The sequence below is a fragment of the Streptosporangium sp. NPDC023825 genome, assembly GCF_040639575.1.
Taxonomy (GTDB): domain Bacteria; phylum Actinomycetota; class Actinomycetes; order Streptosporangiales; family Streptosporangiaceae; genus Streptosporangium.
In genome coordinates, this window is sequence record NZ_JBFAAE010000074.1 from 1 (window position 1) to 14483 (window position 14483).

Consider the following 14483-nt stretch of genomic DNA (forward strand, 5'->3'; position numbering starts at 1 on the left):
AAACCCGAACCCCGGTTGCGTGACTGTATTTCAGCCGTGTCCTCTTCCGATCTGGGGCGTGGGGGCCGCCGCCGGCCCCGGGATCCCGGCGGCGGCCCCCTCCCCGCGACCCGCGGGACTCGCGTCCCCGTCCCCGTCCCCGTGCGGGACGGCGGACGCGAGCGGTGCGCCGGGCCTAGACGGTCTCCAGCGCCCTCTCCCTCTCCCCCTCGGCCGCGGCGGCCGCGCGTCGGCCGCCGCGGAGGCCGGTGAGGGCGATCAGCAGGCCGGCCACGGCGAGAATCCCCGAGACCGTGATCGCGGCACGGAAGGTGCCGATCGGGTCGGCGCCCGTACCCGAGGTGAGGACGGCCGTCACGACGGCCAGCACGACCGCCCCGCCGACCTGTCCCGAGGTGTTGAGCAGCCCCGAGGCCAGGCCCTGCTCGTCGTCGGCCACCCCGTTGGTGGCCTGGATGTTCAGTGAGGGGAAGGACAGGGCGAACGCGATGCCCAGCAGGACCATGCCGGGAATGATCAGCGTGGCCAGGCTGGGCTCGCCGTTGATCCGGAGGAAGAACGCGTACCCGGCGGCCAGCGCGGCCGAGCCGATCACGATCAGCCGGGCGGTGCCGAACCGGTCGGCCAGCTTGCCCATCCTGGTGGAGGTCACCGCCACCAGGAGTCCGGCGGGCAGGAAGGCCAGCGCGGTCTCCAGGGCCGACCAGTGCAGAAAGTTCTGGAAATACTGCATGGCGACGAACTGGAAGCCGACGTAGGAGCCGAACAGGATCACGAGTCCCAGGTTGGCGCGGACGATCGGGCCGGAGCGCAGGATGCCGAGGCGTACCAGCGGGTGCTTGACGCGCTGCTCGGTGAGGACGAAGACGGCCAGCAGCAGGGCGGCTCCCAGCAGCGAGGCGATCGTGCGCGGCGAGCCCCAGCCCGCGCCGGGCGCCTCCACCACGGCGTAGACGAGCAGCAGCATGGAGGCGGTGATGGTGACGGCGCCGATGAGGTCGTGTCCGCCCTCGGCGCGCTCCTCCCGCTGTCTGGGGAGGAACTTCAGGGCCGCGACCAGCGCGATGATCGCGACGGGGACGGGCATGAGGAACGTCCAGCGCCAGCCGAGCTCGGTCAGGAATCCGGAGATGACCAGGCCCAGGGAGAACCCGCTGGCGCCGGAGGCGGTGAAGACGCTGAGAGCCCTGTTGCGGGCAGGTCCCTCGGCGAAGGTCGTGGTGATGATGGAGAGCGCGGCGGGCGCGGTGAAGGCGGCGCTGACGCCCTTGACGAAGCGGGCCGCGATCAGCAGCGTGCCGTCGTTGACGAGACCCCCGAGGAGCGAGGCCACGGCGAAGACCGCAAGGGCGACCAGGAAGACCCTGCGACGCCCGAGCAGGTCGGCGGTCCGGCCGCCGAGGAGGAGCAGCCCGCCGTAGCCGAGCACGTAACCGCTGACCACCCACTGCAGGGAGGACGTGGACAGTCCCAGGTCCGCCTGGATGGACGGCAGGGCGACTCCCACCATCGAGACGTCGAGCGCGTCGAGGAAGACCACGGCGCAGAGCACGGTGAGCGCGGCCCACAGTCCCGCGCCCCAGCGCTCGTCGGGCGGCGAAACCAGCGGAACCCGGGGAACAGAAGCGGCAGGTGAAGCGGTTGGAACGGTTGCGACCGACGGATCGGGTGGAGCCGTCGAGGTCGATGAAGAGGTCATGTCGTCCGACAATACATGCAAGCACATCTAATGCAAAAGCATTTAATGCCTGTGCATTTAATGTTCACGCATGGTACGATCCGCGGCATGAACGAGGAGGACCCGGTCCGAGCGTGGCGTGAGGCGCTCGCCAAGTACGCCGCGACCGCCTGCGCTCTGGAACGCGAGCTCTCCGAACGGCACCGGCTCGGCATGAGCGAGTTCGAGGTCCTGGAGCGGATGGTCGAGGGCGGCCAGGGCAAATACCGGGTCCAGGAGATCGCCGACGCGGTCCATCTGAGCCAGAGCGCCTGCTCCCGGCTGATCGCCCGCCTGGAGAAGGCGGGCCTGGTGACCCGCCGCATCTGCGAGGACGACCGGCGCGGCATCTTCGTCGGCATCACCGAGGACGGCCGCGAGCGCCACGCGACCGCCCTGCCCACCCACCGCGCCGTGATCGGCGAGATCTTCGGCTCACCGGCCCGCCACGCGGAACAAAAGAGCGTCCCGGCCCGCGAGACGGACCGGGAGGGCGTCCCGGCCCGCTGAGCGGAGGACCGGGAAGGCACCCGCCCCGCGAGGCGAAAAAGAATGTCCCGGCTCGTGAAACGGACCGGGAAGGCGTTCCGGCCCGCGAGGCGGAGCAGAAGGATGTCCCGGCCCGCGAGACGGACCGGGAAGGCGTTCCGGCCGCCTGCGTCAGGCGGTGACGCGGTCGATCACCAGGGGCAGCAGGTCCGGGTCGGCGGCCTCGCCGACGGTGTAGGCGCCTTCCAGGGCGGCGAGCGCCCGCTCGAAGCGCGCGGTCTCGTCGGCGTGCAGCGTCATCAGCGGCTGCCCCGCGCGGACCAGGTCCCCCGGCTTGGCGTGCAGTACGATGCCCGCCCCGAACGACACCGGGTCCTCCTTGCGCTCCCGGCCCGCGCCGAGCCGCCAGGCCGCCAGGCCCACGCCGTACGCGTCGAGCCTGGACAGCACGCCGGAGGAGGGCGCGGTGACCTCCATCGTCTCGGCGGCCCTGGGCAGCAGTGCGTCGGGGTCGCCGCCCTGGGCGGCGATCATCCGGCGCCAGGCGTCCATCGCCGAGCCGTCCGCCAGGGCGCGTTCGGGGTCCTTGCCCACGGACAGGCCCGCCGCCTGGAGCATCTCCCGTGCCAGCCGCACGGTCAGCTCGACCACGTCGGCGGGCCCGCCTCCGGCGAGCACCTCGACCGACTCGGTGACCTCCAGGGCGTTGCCCACGGCCCGGCCCAGCGGCCGGTCCATCGCGGTCAGCAGCGCGACGGTGTTGACCCCGGCGTCGGTGCCGAGCTCGACCATGGTCGTGGCCAGCTCGCGGGCCTGCTCCACGTTCTTCATGAAGGCTCCGGAGCCGACCTTGACGTCCAGGACGAGCGCGCCGGTACCCTCCGCGATCTTCTTCGACATGATCGAGGAGGCGATCAGCGGGATCGCCTCGACGGTGCCGGTGACGTCGCGGAGCGCGTACAGCTTCTTGTCGGCGGGGGCGAGGCCGTCGCCGGCCGCGCAGATGACCGCTCCGGCCTTGCCGAGCACGTCGAGCATCCCGTCGCTGGACAGGGACGCCCGCCAGCCGGGGATGGACTCCAGCTTGTCCAGGGTGCCGCCGGTGTGGCCGAGCCCCCTGCCGGACAGCTGGGGCACGTACCCCCCGCACGCGGCGACCAGCGGTGCCAGCGGCAGCGTGATCTTGTCACCGACACCCCCGGTGGAGTGCTTGTCGGTGGTGGCCCCCGGCAGCGACGACCAGTCCATCCTGGATCCGGAGCGGATCATGGCCTGGGTCCACTCGGCGATCTCCCGCCGGTTCATGCCGTTGAGCAGGATCGCCATCGCGAGGGCGGACATCTGCTCGTCGGCGACGACACCCTTGGTGTAGGCGTCGATCACCCAGTCGATCTGCTCGGCCGACAGCTCCCTGCCGTCCCTCTTGGTGACGATGACGTCGATCGCGTCCATGCTCAGGCCCCCCGGCTCAGGTCGTCGGGCCCGAAGGCGTAGGGCAGGATCTCCGCCATCGGCTTCGGGCCGTCGATGGTCTCCAGCAGCAGCTCCGGGCCGCCGAACTCGTACAGGAGCTGGCGGCACCTGCCGCACGGCATGAGGAGCTCCTCGTGCCCGTCGACGCAGGTGAACGCGACGAGACGGCCGCCGCCGGTGGCCTGCAGCGAGGACACCAGCCCGCACTCGGCGCACAGCCCGATGCCGTAGGAGGCGTTCTCGACGTTGCAGCCGGACACGATCCGCCCGTCGTCCACCAGCGCGGCGGCGCCGACCGGGAACTTGGAGTAGGGGGCGTAGGCGTGGCCCATGGCCCGCACGGCCTCGGCCTTCAGCGCCGCCCAGTCGATGCCCGTCCCGGTGCTCATCTCACCACCCGTCTCGGCACCCGCTTCGGCGCCCGTCTCATTGCCCGTCTCGGTGCCCATCGAATCAGATCCGCTCGTGAGGTGCCGCGTGATGGTCACTTGCCCTGCCCCCTGCGGTACGGCACGCCGTCGGCGGCCGGCGGGCGGAGCCGCTGCGCCGCCAGCGACAGCACCAGCAGCGTGGTGATGTGCGGGGTGACGGAGGTGAACTCCGAGGGGATGGAGTCGGTCAGCGCGAACACCACGAACACGGCGACCGCCGCGACCCCGGTGATCAGTGCGGCTCGCGTCCGGTTCTGCCGTACGAGCTGGTAGACGGCGACCGCGGCGAGCAGGATCGTCACCACGAGCAGCAGCGCGTGCACCGACTCGCCACCCCTGCGCAGCTGGAGCGCGTCGGTGTAGCCGAACAGCACGGCGCCCCCGGCCAGCCCTCCCGGCCGCCAGTTACCGAAGATCATGGCGGCGAGGCCGATGAAGCCGCGCCCGCCGGTCTGTCCCTCGCGGTAGGCGCTGGCGGCCACCTGTGCCAGGAACGCGCCGCCCAGGCCCGCCAGGGCGCCGGAGACGAGGACCGCGATGTACTTGTAGGTGTAGACGTTGACGCCCAGCGACTCCGCGGCCACCGGGCTCTCCCCGCAGGAGCGCAGGCGCAGGCCGAACGCCGTACGCCACAGCAGGTAGTACGAGAGCGGGACGAGCAGGATCGCCAGGATCGTCAGCAGCGAGACGTTCGTGGTCAGGCCGCGCAGGATGCCCGCGACGTCCGACAGCAGGAACCACTGCTTGGCCTCCAGCGTCCTGAGCGGGTCCCCGATCCACGGCACGCTCACCACGCCGGGCTTGGGCACCGGGGGCGACTGGGAGTCGCCGCCGCCCGGCATCTCGGCGAAGGTGACCTTGGACAGGAACTGGGTGACGCCCAGGCCCAGGATGTTGATCGCGACACCGGAGATGATGTGGTCGACGCCGAACGTCACGGTGGCGATCGCGTGCAGCAGGCCGCCCAGCGCCCCGCCGATCGCGCCCGCGACGACGCCCGCCCACGGGTTGCCGAACTGGAGCGCGCCCCAGGCGCCGCACCAGGTGCCCAGGATCATCATGCCTTCGAGGCCGATGTTGACCACGCCGGCCCGCTCGGCCCACAGGCCGCCCAGACCGGCCAGGCCGATGGGGATGGCCAGCGCGACGGAGGCGTTGATCGCGCCCGCGGAGGTGAGGTCGACGGCGCCGGTGACGGTCCGCGCGAACGAGAGCAGCAGGACGAGCGCGCCGAGGGCGAGCAGCAGGACCCGCCAGGTGACCCTGAATCTGCGGGCGGGGGTCTTCGGCTCCACGAAGGGAGCCTCCGGCGTGGTGAGGGCGCCCTGGCTCATGCCGGCGTTCCTTCCCTGGTCGGGGTGGTGCCAGCCAGCTGGCGGCTCACCCGGCGCTGCTCGGCGGAAATCTGGTAGCGGTGGACCAGCTCGTAGGCGATGATCACCGAGAGCACGATCGTTCCCTGCATGATGGTCACGATGTCCGGGGAGATCTTCTGGATCTGCAGGATGCCCGCGGAGGTGTCGAGGAAGGCCCACAGCAGGGCGCCGAACGCGATGCCGACAGGGTGGTTGCGGCCGAGCAGCGCGATCGCGATGCCGGTGAAACCGAGCCCGGTGGGGAAGTCCAGGCTGTAGCTGTAGGAGGCGCCGAGCAGCTGCGGCATGCCGACCAGGCCCGCCATCGCGCCGGACAGGATCATCGAGACGAGGATCATCCGCTTGACGTTGACGCCGCTGGCCACCGCGGCCGACTCCGAGCGGCCGGTGGCGCGCAGGTCGAAGCCGAAGCGGGTCCGGTTGATCACCACGTGGTAGAGGACGCCCATCACGACCGACAGGATGATCAGGCCGAACACCTTCGTCTGGGTGCCGGAGATGATCTCCAGCCCCGGCACCTGGCCGGAGGGGCCGATCGGCTTGGTGCCGATGTTGTTGCTGCCCGCGACCTCGACCGCGAGGCGCTCCTTGTTGAGCAGCCAGGCACCGAGCGCGGTGGCGATGGCGTTCAGCATGATCGTGGAGATGACCTCGCTCACCCCGCGCCGCACCTTGAGCAGCCCGGCGATCGCCGCCCATCCGGCGCCGACCAGCAGGGCGACGAAGATGATCAGCGCGACGTGCAGCGGGGCGGGCAGGGTGACCGCGCCGCCGACGGCCGCGGCGGTGAGCGCCGCCAGGCGGTACTGGCCGTCGACGCCGATGTTGAAGAGGTTCATCCTGAACCCGATCGCCACCGCGAGCGCGGACAGGTAGTAGGTCGTCGCGTAGTTCAGGGTCAGCACGATCGAGCGCGGCCGGATGCCGTACTCGCCCATGACGACCAGCGTGTCGAGCGGCGGGGCGCCGGTGATCGCCAGGATGACCATGGTGACCAGCGCCGCGAACACGATGGCGACGAGCGGGGCGACGAGCGAGAGCAGCCCCGCCGGCGAGACCCGTCCGAGCAGCCGGTCGGCGAAGGTGGACTTTTCCCGGCTCATCCGCGCGTCCCGGTGGGCGTGTGCGCTACGAGGGTGTTCATGCCGCGCGTCCCCGGGGGCGTGTGCGCTACGTGGGTGTTCATGCCGCCTCTCCAGCACCCGTCATGGCCGAACCGAGCTGCTCGGGTGTCACGTCCTTGGGATCCACCTCGGCGACGATCCGGCCGCGCAGGATCACCTTCAGGGTGTCCGACAGGCCGATGAGCTCGTCGAGGTCGGCCGAGATCAACAGGACCGCCAGGCCCGCGGCGCGCGCCGCGCGCAGGTGGTCCCAGATCGCGGCCTGGGCGCCCACGTCGACGCCGCGCGTCGGGTGGGACGCGATCAGGAAGACCGGCTCCCCGCTCATCTCCCGGCCGACGATCAGTTTCTGCTGGTTGCCGCCGGACAGGGCCGCGGCGTCCACGTCGATGCCCGGGGTCCGCACGTCGTACGCCTCGACGATGCGCCGGGTGTCCTCGCGCGCTCCCGCGCGGTCGATCCAGGGGCCCTTGACGTTGGGCCGCCGGGTCTGGTGGCCCAGGATCCGGTTCTCCCAGAGCGGGGCCTCCAGCAGCAGGCCGTGCCGGTGACGGTCCTCGGGGATGTAGCCGATGCCGGCCTCGCGGCGGCGCAGCGTCGTCCAGGCGGAGATGTCGTGCTCGCCGAGGCGGATCTCGCCCTCGGCCGCGCGCATGCCCATGATGGCCTCGACCAGCTCGGCCTGGCCGTTGCCCTCGACCCCGGCGATGCCGAGCACCTCGCCCTTGCGGATGTCGAAGGTGACGCCGTCCACGACGCAGCGGTCCTCGGCCGAGTGGACGTTCAGCCCGCGCACCGACAGAGCCACCACGTCGGTGACGGTGGACTCGCGGGTCTCCGGGCTGGGCAGCTCGCTGCCGACCATCAGCTCGGCCAGCTGCCTGGCGGTCACGTCCTTGGGATCCACGCTGGCCACGGTCGTGCCGCGCCGGATCACGGTGATGGCGTCGGCGACCGAGAGCACCTCGTCCAGCTTGTGCGAGATGAAGATGATCGTCAGACCCTCGCGGACCAGCTCACGCAGGTTGGCGAAGAGCTCGTCGACCTCCTGCGGCACGAGCACGGCGGTCGGCTCGTCCAGGATGAGGATCCGGGCGCCCCGGTAGAGGACCTTGAGGATCTCCACCCGCTGGCGGGCCCCGACGCCCAGGTCCTCGACGGTGACGTCGGGATCGATGCCGAGGCCGTAGGAGTCGGAGATCTCCCGGATCCTCTTCCGCGCGGCGCCGAAGTCGAGGGCGATCCCGCCCTTGCGGGGCTCGCTGCCGAGGATCACGTTCTCCAGCACGGTCAGGTTGTCGGCCAGCATGAAGTGCTGGTGGACCATGCCGATGCCCACGGCGATCGCCTCCCCGGGGGAGCGGAAGCTCACGTCCTGGCCGTTGACGCGGATCCGCCCCTCGTCCGGGCGCTGCATGCCGTACAGGATCTTCATGAGGGTGGACTTGCCCGCGCCGTTCTCGCCGACGACGGCGTGCACGTGCCCCTGACGTACGGATAGGGAGATGTCACGGTTGGCGACGACGCCGGGGAATCGTTTGGTGATTCCCTCGAGCTCGACGGCCGGTGCCGAGGTGCTGATGACGGCCTCCTCCGTACGGATGCCCCGATACGGAACGTGGTGGTCAGAGAGGACAAAGGGCCCGGGGGAAATGTCCGCCGGGCCCCTCATTAGTACCAGGTCAGGAGGTCTTGTCCGGAACGGTGATATCGCCGGAGATGATCTTCTGCTTGTACTCGTCGAGCTTGGCCTTGATGTCGTCGACCTGGCCACCGGTGGTGGAGTAGTCGACGCCGCCGGCCCTGAGGTCGTAGATCGTGCTGCCCGACTTCACGGAGTTGGTGGTGAAGCTCTTCAGGAAGTCGAAGACGGCGACGTCGACCTTCTTGAGCATGGAGGTCGCGATGACGCTCTGCAGCTCGGGGGCGGCGGTCTTCGCCTGGTCGGAGTCGACGCCGATGGCCAGGCCCTTGGCGGCCTTGGCCGCCTCGAACACGCCGCCACCGGAGCCGCCCGCGGCCTGGTAGACCACGTCGGCACCCGCGTCGAACATGCCCTCGGCCGCGGTCTTGCCCTTGGCCGGGTCGCTGAAGCCGGTGAAGTCCGGCGGCTGGGTGAGGTACTTGACCTCGATCTTCACGTCGGACTTGACCGCCTTGGCGCCCGCGGCGAATCCGGCCTCGAACTTGTTGATCAGCGGAACTTCTACCCCGCCGACGAAGCCCACGTGGTTCTTCTTGCTCTTCAGCGCCGCCGCGGCGCCGACCAGGAAGGAACCCTCGTGCTCGGCGAACAGCAGGTTCGAGATGTTGGGGGCGACGGCCGCCGCGTCGTCGACGATCGCGAACTTGACGTCGGGGAACTCGGTCGCGACCTTCTTGACCGGGTTGGAGTACGCGAAGCCCACGGCGATGATCGGGTTGAAGCCGCCGTCGGCGAGCAGGCGGAGCCGCTCCTCCTTGGCCGCCTCGGTCTCGCCGTTACCGGCCTCCAGCTCGCTGACCTCGGCCAGGCCCAGCTCGGTCTTGGCCTTGTCGATGCCCGCCGCCGCGGAGTCGTTGAACGACTGGTCGCCACGCCCGCCGATGTCGTACGCGAGACCGACCTTCGGTCCCGTCGCGGCCGGCGCCGCACTGCTGGCGGCCCCGCTCGGCTGAGCCGACGTGGGCGGTTCCTCGCTTCCACCACACGCGGCAGCTCCCATGAGCATGCTGCCCGCCAGTGCGGTCGCGGCCAGCTTGCCGAATCGGTTCTGAAGCAAGATGGACTCCCTTCGCGTTTCAGTGCACGCGCGAAGAGACGCACGGCAACCCTGCACGGAAGATAGTTGGTCCATCAGGGTTGACCAAACCAGCACACAAGTCCGCAACAGGTCCGTTATCCAGCTCACGCCACCTTGTGACCCGGGAAGCGGGGCGGAACTACCCGCCGGTAGCCCTGGATGGCCGACGCGGCCTGGCGTTGGCGCACCTGTCCGGCGGTCGACGATCGTCTCCGGGGATCATCGACCGGTTCCTCAGGATATGTCCGGACTTTTCGGCTGACTAGATGTCAGGACCGACTAGTTGTCGGCGTTCAGGGCCATGAGCGGCTCGCCCGCGATGGGACGCTGACCCTCCCACAGGGCCGTCAGCGCGGTCGCCGCCAGGAAACGCACCCCGGCGCCGATGGCGGTCTCGTCCACGTCGAAGGTGCCCTGGTGGATGTCGGCCAGGTGCGTCGAGCCCGGCTCGCGGGTGCCGAGCCTGGCGAACGCTCCGGGAATGGACTCCAGGTACCAGCCGAAGTCCTCGCCGCCCAGGCTCTGCTCCGTCGGCACCGGAGCGCCCTCGCCGAGCACGCCCTCCGCGGCCTCGGCAAGCATCTGCACGCTGACCTTGTCGTTGACCACCGGCGGCACGCCGCGCACGTAGTCCATCTCGGCCTCGACGCCGTACGCGCCGGCGACCGACTCCAGCAGCGACTTGATCATGTCGGGGGCCGCGTGCCAGGCCGCCTCGTCCAGGCAGCGCACGGTGCCCTCGGCGACGCCGTCGTCCGGGATGGCGTTGGCCACCGAGCCCGCCTCGACCCGGCCCCAGACCAGGCTGAGCGAGGAGCGGGGGTCGATCCGGCGCGAGAGCGCCGCGGGCAGCTCGGTGAGGATCTTGGCGAGCGCGAAGACGAGGTCGGCGGTGAGGTGCGGCCGGGCGGTGTGCCCGCCGGGACCGCTCACCCTGATCGTGACCCTGTCGCAGGCCGAGGTGATGGGACCGGCCTTGAGGCCGACCTTGCCGACGTCCAGCCGCGGGTCGCAGTGCAGGCCGAAGATGCGGTCGACACCGCTGATGCCGCCCGAGGCCATCACCTCCAGCGCGCCGCCGGGAAGCTCCTCGGCGGGCTGGAAGATCAGCCGGACCCGGCCGGGCAGCAGACCGGCCTCGGCCTGCTGGGCGAGGAAGAGCGAGGTGCCGAGCAGGATCGCGGTGTGCACGTCGTGGCCGCAGGCGTGGCACACGCCGGGGACCGTCGAGCTGTAGGAGACGTCCTTCTCGTCCGGCACGGGCAGCGCGTCGATGTCGGCCCGCAGCGCCACGGTCGGGCCGTCGCCGCTGCCGACGTCGCAGAGCAGGCCGGTGCCGCGCGGCAGCACCGAGGGGACCAGCCCCGCGGCGGTCAGGCGCTCGGCGACGCGCTGCGTCGTGCGGTATTCGGCGAACGCGAGCTCGGGATGCATGTGCAGGTCTCGACGGAAGTTGATCAGTTCCTGCTCGCGACCGGCGAGGAACGTGTCGAGTTCTCCCCGCAAATTACGCCCCCGCATTGCTCACCGTCCCATCCGCGCCGGCGGGCCTGGATCCTCGACGCACCGTGCCACTGCCCAGGATCTCGAAACCCATGAGGCAGTCTCGAAAAAAAAGCGATCGCCGCACCGACGGGCCGGAGTGGGGTCTCACGGGCCGCATCAGCGCGGGCTGGTCGGTCACCGACGCGAAAACGGCAGGCCGGTGACCCGGAGAAGCCGCCGCGTTGGCGATGACAACGACTTTATCCCTCCCCCCGAGCAGCTCGCCGACATCCAGGCCAAATGTTTTGTCACCCCATGCCCCACTCGTACACCTTCCGACCCGGGAGGACCAGGAAAGATAGCCCAAATTGACTATGAGACGATGGTTAGGTCGGGGGACGGACGATCCGGGAGGCGGTAGCCCCCGGGCCATTTCCAAACGTCGCCGACCTGGCAATTTACGTGACCCCAGGTGCCGGTCATCGAACCCGGCGGAGTGATGCAAACGGGAGGAATGCGTGTTTCACTCCTCACATGATCGCTAACATCCCATTCGGGGAGAGGCAGTCGCGTTTGAGCATATTTGAACCGGACGAGGGCACCCTGGTGGTCCTTCCCTCGTTGTCGCTTCCCCAGGATGAGCTGCGAAGGATCACCGGCCCCCTCTGCTACGAGGAGCGGCTGCTTTTTCTCCTCCTCACCCTGAGGAAGCCGAAAGTCGAGGTCGTCTACCTCACCTCGACGCCGGTGGACAGTGCGATCGTGGACTACTACCTGGGCTTCCTCGACGATCCCGACGAGGCCCGCACGCGCCTGCAGATGATCAGTTTGGATGATCCCGACACGCATCCGCTCACCGAGGCGCTGCTGCGCCGCCCGGACGCGATCGCGCGCATCCGCGCCGCCCTCGGCGGCCACCGGGAGGGCGACGCCGCCGGGGACGACGGCGACGGCGGCAACGGCAGGACCGCCTGGATGGTGCCGTTCGTGGTGAGCGAGTACGAGGAGCGTCTCGCCGGGATCCTCTCCCTGCCGGTGTACGGCCCCGCCACCTCCCTGGCCCACCTGGGGTCCAAGAGCGGCGGACGCACGATCGGCGACGAGGCCGAGGTACCGCTGGTCAGGGGCTTCGGCGACCTGCGCTCGCTGACCGAGGTGGAGCACGCCGCCCGCGCGATGAGCCCCACGAGCAAGCTGATGGTCAAGCTCAACAACAGCTACTCGGGACTCGGCAACGCCATCGTGACCAAGGACGACCGGCCGCTCGTCTCCTGCCCCACGAGTTTCTCCGCGTCGGACGAGAACTGGACGACGTTCGCCGAGAAGGTCGCCGAGCGGGGAGCGGTGATCGAGGAGTTCATCGAGGACCGGCCCCTGTACTCCCCCAGCGCCTTGGCGCGGATCACCCCCGGCGGCGTGTACGACGTGGTCGCCACCCACGAGCAGATCCTCGGCGGCCCCAACGGCGACGTCTACCAGGGCTGCACCTTCCCCGCCCGGCAGGAGTACCGGGCCGAGCTGGGCGCGCACGCGGAGCGGATCGCCAGGATCCTCGCGGGCCGCGGCGTGGTGGGGCTGTTCGGCATCGACTTCTTCGCCGTCAAGACCGACGGCGGCTACCGCACGCTGATGTGCGAGATCAACCTGCGCATCGGCGGCACCACCCACCCGTTCGGCGCCGCGCTCCTGACCACCGGCGCGTCGTACGACCCGGGGACCGGCACGCTCGTGCACGCGGGCCGGCCCAAGCACTACGTGGCGACGGACAACTGCGCCGCGCCCGCCCTGCGGGGCCGCACCCCCGGGGAGGTGGTCAAGCTGGTCCACGACGAGGGCCTCGGCTTCGACCGCGAGCGCCGCACCGGGAACGTGCTGCACATGCTGGGCGGGATCCCGAAGTACGGCAAGCTCGGGTTCACCAGCATCGGCGACTCCGCGGAGGAGGCCGCCGAGCTACACCGGAGGACGCTGGCCACGCTTCGCCAGACAGCGTAGGCCGATCACACCGAGCACGGCCGCCAGCACGAGGTTGACGGCGATCAGGATTCCGTGGACCACGTAGAAGGCCGTCGGATGACCGTCCGCGAGGTTGAAGCCAAGGGTGATCCATTCAAAGATCATGAAAGCGGCAAGACCGATCAGAAAAACGGCTGTCTTTCGCGTTATTTGCATGATGTCAGTATTCCGCCGAGTGGTTCGTACCTGGTCAGGGCACCGGTAACTCCATGCGAACCGGTACGAAGCTACCCTGAGATCATCATGGGGATCAAACATGTCGCGCCCGTCGGGGTGCTGCTCGCGGCGACCGCCCTTCTCGGCGCGCCCGCACAGGCCCGGGTCGCGCACGTGCCCGCGAACGGTGGGCTTGACCTGCGCGCGGGTGCCGGTCCACTGGATCCGCGCACCGGCGCCGGTCCGGCGGAAGCGCGCACGGGCGCCGGTTCCGCGGCGGGCCCGCGCACGCGCCGCGAGCGGGAACCGGTCGGCGGCACCCGGCTCGGGGGGCGGGGCCTCGTCGTTCCCGTGGGCGTGAAGGCCCCTCCCAAGACGGCCGCGAAGGCGTACGTGATCGCCGACGCCGAGAGCGGCGCGGTGCTGGCCGCCAAGGACGCCCACGGGCGCTACCTTCCCGCGAGCACGCTGAAGGCGCTGACCGCCCTCACCCTGATCCCGAAACTGGACAAGGACCGGAAGATCACGCCGAGCAGGCGCGCCGTGAACGAGGAGGGCAGCGCGGTCGGCCTGGTCCCCAAGCCCCTCTACACCGTCGAGGACCTGTTCAAGGCGCTGATGCTCGTCTCGGGCAACGACTGCGCGATGGCGCTGGCCGAGGCCAACGGCGGCCTGGCCACGACCCTGGCGGACATGAACGCCGAGGCCAAGCGCCTGCAGGCGTTCGACACGGTGGCCAAGACCCCGAGCGGGCTGGACAAGCCGGGCCAGAGCAGCTCGGCCTACGACCTGGCGCTGATCGCCCGCGCCGGCCTGGCCAACGCCGATTTTCGGCGATATATCAGCACAAAGACTGACAAATTCCCGGCACCCAAGGGCTACTACGAGATCGGCAACCACAACAAGCTGCTCTGGCGCTACAAGGGCATGATCGGCGTCAAGAACGGCTGGACGTCCAAGGCCCTGGGCAGCTTCGTCGGCGCGGCCAAGCGCGACGGCCACACCGTCATCGTGTCGATCATGCGTCACGACGGCTACTTCTGGGAGGAGGTCGCCGACCTCCTCGACTGGGGCTTCGCCAACCGCGGCAAGGTCCTCCCGGTCGGAAAGCTGGTCGACCCGGTCCCCGAGCCCGCCCCGCTGCCCACCGGGCCCGCCGCCTCGGCGACCCCGGCCGCCCCGGCCCCCGTCTCCGCGCAGGACCCGGCCGCGGCCGCCAGACCGGCCGACGAGGGCGTCCCGATCGGCTACTACGCCCTCGGCGCCGCCCTGCTCGGCGGCCTGGCCTGGCTGGTGTACGGCCTGCGCGGGCGATCCCGCCGTCCGCGGTGATCCGAGGACCCTCATCGTGCCCGGGGCACCCGCTCCGGTACGGGCACGGCTCGCCCCCCCGGCCGGGTGGACGCCCCGGGCCGGGTGAACGGCTCCACCGC

The 14483-nt window shown here is 70.3% G+C and carries 12 protein-coding genes; 3 read left to right on the forward strand and 9 right to left on the reverse strand.

Annotated features, from left to right (window positions below; translation table 11 throughout):
- Positions 1-175: 175 nt before the first annotated feature.
- Entirely contained in the window at positions 176-1699 is a 1524-nt protein-coding gene (locus tag AB0G15_RS38160) for an MFS transporter (RefSeq protein ID WP_362849930.1), read from the reverse strand.
- Positions 1700-1786: 87 nt separating this feature from the next.
- Between AB0G15_RS38160 and AB0G15_RS38165 the strand changes: the two genes are divergently transcribed.
- Positions 1787-2227, forward strand: a complete 441-nt coding sequence (locus tag AB0G15_RS38165) for a MarR family transcriptional regulator (RefSeq protein WP_362849932.1) — start codon at positions 1787-1789, stop codon at positions 2225-2227.
- A gap of 150 nt (positions 2228-2377) precedes the next feature.
- Here AB0G15_RS38165 and AB0G15_RS38170 read toward each other — a convergent pair whose 3' ends face one another.
- The 7 genes from AB0G15_RS38170 to AB0G15_RS38200 form a co-directional block, all read right to left on the reverse strand.
- Positions 2378-3658 (reverse strand): thymidine phosphorylase, encoded by a 1281-nt coding sequence (locus AB0G15_RS38170; protein WP_362849934.1) that lies wholly within the window; start codon positions 3656-3658, stop codon positions 2378-2380.
- A 2-nt stretch (positions 3659-3660) separates the two neighbouring features.
- Positions 3661-4068 carry a cytidine deaminase gene (locus AB0G15_RS38175; RefSeq protein WP_362849937.1) on the reverse strand — a complete coding sequence of 136 codons (408 nt, stop codon included), beginning with the start codon at positions 4066-4068 and terminating at the stop codon, positions 3661-3663.
- A gap of 95 nt (positions 4069-4163) precedes the next feature.
- Positions 4164-5444, reverse strand: a complete 1281-nt coding sequence (locus AB0G15_RS38180; RefSeq protein WP_362849939.1) for an ABC transporter permease — start codon at positions 5442-5444, stop codon at positions 4164-4166.
- A complete protein-coding gene (locus AB0G15_RS38185) occupies positions 5441-6589 on the reverse strand; it encodes an ABC transporter permease (RefSeq protein ID WP_362849942.1) in 1149 nt (382 codons plus the stop codon). Before AB0G15_RS38185 ends, AB0G15_RS38180 begins: the two co-directional genes overlap by 4 nt.
- Before the next feature lie 79 nt (positions 6590-6668).
- On the reverse strand, positions 6669-8192 hold the full coding sequence (locus AB0G15_RS38190; protein WP_362680578.1) for an ABC transporter ATP-binding protein: 1524 nt from the start codon (positions 8190-8192) through the stop codon (positions 6669-6671).
- A 100-nt stretch (positions 8193-8292) separates the two neighbouring features.
- Positions 8293-9372, reverse strand: coding sequence for a BMP family ABC transporter substrate-binding protein (locus AB0G15_RS38195; protein WP_362849945.1), 1080 nt, complete (start codon positions 9370-9372; stop codon positions 8293-8295).
- A gap of 300 nt (positions 9373-9672) precedes the next feature.
- Positions 9673-10914 carry a M20 family metallopeptidase gene (locus AB0G15_RS38200; protein ID WP_362678769.1) on the reverse strand — a complete coding sequence of 414 codons (1242 nt, stop codon included), beginning with the start codon at positions 10912-10914 and terminating at the stop codon, positions 9673-9675.
- A 537-nt stretch (positions 10915-11451) separates the two neighbouring features.
- Here AB0G15_RS38200 and AB0G15_RS38205 point away from each other — a divergent pair.
- Entirely contained in the window at positions 11452-12873 is a 1422-nt protein-coding gene (locus AB0G15_RS38205) for a peptide ligase PGM1-related protein (protein WP_362849947.1), read from the forward strand.
- On the opposite strand, the gene AB0G15_RS38210 is transcribed toward AB0G15_RS38205, so the two are convergent.
- On the reverse strand, positions 12832-13050 hold the full coding sequence (locus AB0G15_RS38210) for a hypothetical protein (RefSeq protein WP_362849950.1): 219 nt from the start codon (positions 13048-13050) through the stop codon (positions 12832-12834). The two genes, AB0G15_RS38205 and AB0G15_RS38210, sit on opposite strands and share 42 nt — an antisense overlap.
- Positions 13051-13137: 87 nt before the next feature.
- On the opposite strand from AB0G15_RS38210, the gene AB0G15_RS38215 reads away from it, so the two are divergent.
- Positions 13138-14382, forward strand: coding sequence for a D-alanyl-D-alanine carboxypeptidase (locus tag AB0G15_RS38215; RefSeq protein ID WP_362849952.1), 1245 nt, complete (start codon positions 13138-13140; stop codon positions 14380-14382).
- Positions 14383-14483: the final 101 nt, after the last annotated feature.